Below are 4,583 nucleotides of genomic sequence, written 5' to 3'. Positions count from 1 at the left end.
CGCCCCGCCGAGGGGGCGAAGGGCAGTTGACTAAGCGTCGAGACCGCCCTCGCCAGTTCCGCCGATTGGTTGAAGCGCCGCCTGAAAAAGCGCCGCCAGTGCAGCGGCACCGGCACCACCACATCCGCCTCGGCGATGAGATCGGCACCGGCGCGAACCATCCAGCGCGCCATCCAGGGTGCCAGATCCGTGCGATCCTGGTATTTCAGCCCCTGCACCATCTGGCGGGCAACGCCGGAATAGGCGACCGCCGCCCGCGCCCGCTCGAAAGGCGGCGGATCGGCAATCGCCTCGGCCGACAGAAAGCCTTCGCCCATATGGTGGGTGAACGGCGTGCCCATGACCGGGCACCATGGCCGCTCCAGCAGCCTGAGCTTCGGCCAGCAGGCGCCGCACAGCACGCCTGGCTGCGAGACATGCCGGCGGCAACCGGCGCAGACCGGCGGAAACAGCATACGCGCCGGCCAGCCGACAACCGACCGGGCCAGGTTCGTGATCGCGATGGACTTGATCTTGGGCATCGGATCGGCCACGTGGTTGCTCCTGCGCGCCACTATATCAACGATCCCGGAGCGTGGACAAACAAAGGATCTGCCCGTTGCAGCCGATAATGGATACCTCTCTATGGCTGGCGCACAAGCGGCGCGCGCTTGCCCATCCGGTCGACGGTGCGGACTTCCTCATGCGCCGCACGGCCGAGGACCTTGCCGACCGGCTGGGCGCCGTCGAGCGCAGGTTCGGCAAGGCGGCTGTGCTGTTTTGCCAGACGCCGGCGGCGGCAGAAACGCTCGCCGAAAGCGGCAAGGTCGCCGACATCGTCCGCGTCGAGGCGGACACGGCCTTCCTGAGCGGTGGCGGCGCCGGCTTGATCGCACCGCTCGAAACCGTGCCGTTCGAAGCGGAAAGCCTCGATCTGGCGGTGTCGCTTCTGTCGCTGCAGGCCATGAACGACATCCCCGGCATGCTGATCCAGATCCGCCGTGCGTTGCGGCCGGATGGTCTTTTCCTCGGCGCCTTTGCCGGCGCCGGTACGCTTTTCGAGTTGCGCGAAAGCCTGCTTTCGGCCGAGACCGAGCTTTACGGCGGCGCCAGTCCGCGTGTCGCCCCGTTCACCGACGTGCGCGATGCCGGTGCGCTGCTGCAGCGCGCCGGTCTCGCTCTGCCGGTCGCCGACGTCGAGACGGTGACGGTGCGCTATGCCAGCCTGTTCAACCTGATGGCGGATCTGCGGGCCATGGGCGAAACCTCTGCGCTCACCGATCGCAGCCGGCGGCCGGGCTCGCGCAAGCTGTTTGCCCGCGCGGCGGAAATCTACGCCGAGCGGTTTTCCGACCCCGACGGCCGCGTGAGGGCAAGTTTCTCGATTGTCTGGATGTCCGGCTGGGCGCCCGACGCATCGCAGCAAAAACCGCTTAAGCCAGGGTCGGCCAAGGTCTCGCTGGGAACAATCCTGGAGGCGCCCGGCGGGCAATGATCCTGCCCGCAGGCGCGGAAAGCCGGATCAGGGCGTGGGTGCGAAAGCGTTCGCAAGCTTGCTGTTGTTGTCGCTGAACAGCCAGATGATCCCGTCGCGGACCTCACCGATACCGCCGACGATGGCCAGCGACAGCACGGCGATGATGACGCCATATTCGACGGCCGTGGCGCCGGTCTCGTCGTTCAGAAAACCCAGCAGCACTGCTTTCATGGCCTCAACCCCTCTGTCCGGGACCTTACAGCCGACCTGTTAAGAAAGGTTAACGGCAAAGGCTTAACAGGCGATGAAACCGCCGCCTTTCCGAAATCTCTTAACCATGTCAGCAGTCGCCGCTGCTCCTGCCATTGGACCTGATGATGCAGACCGAGCTCGGTTGCGGCTGCAGCACGCTGCGGCGCAGCGTGTAGGTTTCGCGATGGCCGATCGAGCCTGTCGCCGCCATGTCAAGCCCGCCGAAACCATCACGGGCCGACAGCGAGCGTGTCTGGCTGTCGAGGAAGGGGGTTGCGATCAGCGCCAGCGCCACCGCGGCCGAACCGAACAGCAGCGTGATGCGCAATATGCCCATGCCCGCATCGGCGGCGCGAAAACCGCGCTCGGGCCGGATCGAGTCCCAATCCCTGTCTAGGCTCATGCTATCGCTCCCCGGCAAATCGACGGCTCGGCCGCGAACGGCCATGCTTCAATTTTTCACGACGAGATAAATCTTCCATTAACGCTGGCTGATACACGCCTCGACCAGGAACCGACCGGACGCGAGCCTCAGAGAAGATCGATGAGGAACGGGATTAGCGGCGCATCGGCCGGCGGCATCGGATAGTCGCGCATCTGCTTTGGCCGCACCCATTTCAGCGCCTGCCCTTCCCTGGGATGGGCGATGCCGCGGAAGCGGCGGCAGATGAACAGCGGCATCAGCAGGTGGAAATCGTCGTAGGAATGACTGGCGAAAGTGAGCGGCGCCAGGCAGGGAATGTCGGTTTCGATGCCGATTTCCTCATGCAGTTCGCGAATGATGCATTGTTCGGGCGTCTCGCCGGGCTCGACCTTGCCGCCGGGAAATTCCCACAATCCGGCAAGTTGCTTGCCCTGAGGCCGCTGCGCCAGAAGCACCCGGCCGTCGGCATCGACCAGCGCGCAGGCGGCGACCAGGAGCAGGCGTTTGCCGGCGGTCACGACATTATTCATGACCCGGCGGCCGGCGGTAGTGGTAGCGATAGACTTCCTCGAAGCCGAGCGAATGGTAGAGCGCCAGCGCCGGCACGTTGTTGGCCTCGACCTGCAGCCAGGCTTCCCGCGCGCCCCGCAGCCGCGCCCATTTCAGCGCCGACAGGATCAGGTTGCGGCCATGGCCCTTGTTGCGCGCCGATCTGTCGGTGGCGACCTCGAACAGGCCGGCGAGATCGCCGTCATGCACGCAGATAAGCGTCGCCAGCGCCTCGGCTCCATCTTCGAGCGCGAACAGCCCGGCTTCGGGCTGGATGGCGCCGATGATCTCTGACAGGCCGGGGCGCAGCGAAACATCCGAACCGCTGACCTTGAGCAACGCGCCGATGAAGCGGCTGATGTCCTTGAGCGGAATCTGGTCCATGGCGGCGTCGAGCTGCGCGCCGGCCAGCGGCAGCCGCATGACCAGCGACTCGTCGAACCGGCTCCAGCCCTCGCGGTCGAGATGGCTGGCGAGATCGGGACCCGACAGCGGCGACATGCGGAACGTCAGCGGCCTTCCATAGGCATCGAAACGGCGGCTGGCCCGTCCGATACGGTCGGCCATGTGCATGATATCGCCGGGATCGAGCGGATTGACCGAGTTCAGCCGCTTGGCCGGATGGCCGGCGGTCAGCCGCACCACCCAGGTGCCGTCATAGTGGACGGCGGCTGCCGGCCAGGCGCGAAAGCCGGCCGCCTCGTAGCGGCGTACGATCGCGAGCATGCTTGCCGGATGCCTGGAGCTCAAAACCGTCAGCTCCGATAATCGCCATTGATGGCGACATATTCCTTGGTGAGATCGCAGGTCCACACCGTCGCCTTGCCGCGGCCGATGCCGATATCGGCACGGATGCGGATGTCGTCGCGCTTCATGTAGGCCGACGTCGCGGCCTCGGAGTAGCCGGGGTCGCGCTCGCCTTCATGCGCCAGCCTGTTGTCGCCGAACCAGATCGACAGCCGGTCGCGATCGGCGGGTTCGCCGGCCTTGCCGACGGCCATGACGACGCGGCCCCAATTGGCGTCCTCGCCGGCGACCGCCGTCTTGACCAGCGGCGAATTGGCGATGGACAGCGCGATGCGCTTGGCCGAGCGCGCCGATTTGGCGCCGGTGACGGTGACTTCGACCTGCTTGCGGGCGCCCTCGCCGTCGCGCACCACTTGCAGCGCCAGCGATTTCAGCACCTTGCCGAGCGCCCGGCGGAACGCGCCGAGACGGGCATCCTTGGGATCGGTTATCTCCGGCGCGCCGCGCTTGGCGGCCTTGCCGGTGGCGAAGATCAGCAGCGTGTCGCTGGTCGACGTGTCGCTGTCGACGGTGACCGCGTTGAAGGACTTGGCCGTGCCGCGCGACAACAGATCCTGCAGGACGGGGGCGGCGATCGGCGCATCGGTGGCGATGAAGGAGAGCATCGTCGCCATGTCGGGCGCAATCATGCCGGCGCCCTTGGAAATGCCGTTGATGGTGACTTCGGTATCGCCGAGCTTGACGGTCGCAGTCGCCAGTTTCGGATAGGTATCCGTGGTCATGATCGCCTTTGCCGCCTCGGTCCACAGCCCGGGCTTGCCGTTGCTGACCAGCCCGGCCAGCAGGTGGCTGAATTTGCTGGTGTCGAGCGGCTCGCCGATGACGCCCGTCGAGGCCAGGAAAACCTCCGTTGCCGTGCAGCCGGCCGCCTTCGCCGCCGCCTCGCCGGTCAGCGCGGTCGACTCGCGGCCTTTCTTGCCGGTGAAGGCGTTGGCGTTGCCGGAATTGACGACCAGCACCCGGGCCTTGCCTGCGCCGAGATTCTGCCGGCAGAAATCGACCGGCGCCGAAGGGCATTTCGATTTCGTGAACACGCCGGCGACCGCGGTGCCTTCATCGAAGACCATGGTCAAAAGATCGGTGCGGCTCTTGTAC

At 66.1% G+C, this 4,583-nt stretch carries 7 protein-coding genes; 1 reads left to right on the top strand and 6 read right to left on the bottom strand.

Features of this window, described 5'->3' with window-relative positions:
* Positions 1 to 533, bottom strand: a 533-nt coding sequence (locus EN939_RS21820; protein ID WP_164751134.1) for a ComF family protein, incomplete at its 3' end; no start/stop codon positions are given.
* Positions 534 to 598: 65 nt separating this feature from the next.
* On the opposite strand from EN939_RS21820, the gene EN939_RS21815 reads away from it, so the two are divergent.
* Positions 599 to 1,474: a class I SAM-dependent methyltransferase gene (locus EN939_RS21815; RefSeq protein ID WP_127269619.1), complete on the top strand. Its 876-nt coding sequence runs from the start codon at positions 599 to 601 to the stop codon at positions 1,472 to 1,474.
* Positions 1,475 to 1,501: 27 nt separating this feature from the next.
* Here EN939_RS21815 and EN939_RS21810 read toward each other — a convergent pair whose 3' ends face one another.
* The 5 genes from EN939_RS21810 to argJ all read right to left on the bottom strand — a co-directional run.
* A complete protein-coding gene (locus EN939_RS21810; RefSeq protein WP_013529446.1) occupies positions 1,502 to 1,687 on the bottom strand; it encodes a Flp family type IVb pilin in 186 nt (61 codons plus the stop codon).
* Positions 1,688 to 1,796: 109 nt separating this feature from the next.
* Positions 1,797 to 2,111, bottom strand: a complete 315-nt coding sequence (locus EN939_RS21805) for a hypothetical protein (RefSeq protein WP_013529445.1) — start codon at positions 2,109 to 2,111, stop codon at positions 1,797 to 1,799.
* A 128-nt stretch (positions 2,112 to 2,239) separates the two neighbouring features.
* Positions 2,240 to 2,662, bottom strand: coding sequence for a (deoxy)nucleoside triphosphate pyrophosphohydrolase (locus EN939_RS21800; RefSeq protein WP_127269618.1), 423 nt, complete (start codon positions 2,660 to 2,662; stop codon positions 2,240 to 2,242).
* Positions 2,655 to 3,407 (bottom strand): GNAT family N-acetyltransferase, encoded by a 753-nt coding sequence (locus EN939_RS21795; RefSeq protein ID WP_127269617.1) that lies wholly within the window; start codon positions 3,405 to 3,407, stop codon positions 2,655 to 2,657. The genes EN939_RS21800 and EN939_RS21795 overlap by 8 nt, the downstream gene beginning before the upstream one ends.
* Positions 3,408 to 3,436: 29 nt before the next feature.
* A partial coding sequence (gene argJ / locus EN939_RS21790; RefSeq protein WP_127269616.1) for a bifunctional glutamate N-acetyltransferase/amino-acid acetyltransferase ArgJ occupies positions 3,437 to 4,583 on the bottom strand: 1,147 nt, incomplete at its 5' end.

The organism is Mesorhizobium sp. M7A.F.Ca.CA.002.05.1.1, assembly GCF_003998335.1.
In the GTDB taxonomy this organism is placed as follows: domain Bacteria; phylum Pseudomonadota; class Alphaproteobacteria; order Rhizobiales; family Rhizobiaceae; genus Mesorhizobium.
Note: the sequence above shows the minus strand (reverse complement) of the source record. Positions and strands in the feature narration are given on the sequence as shown.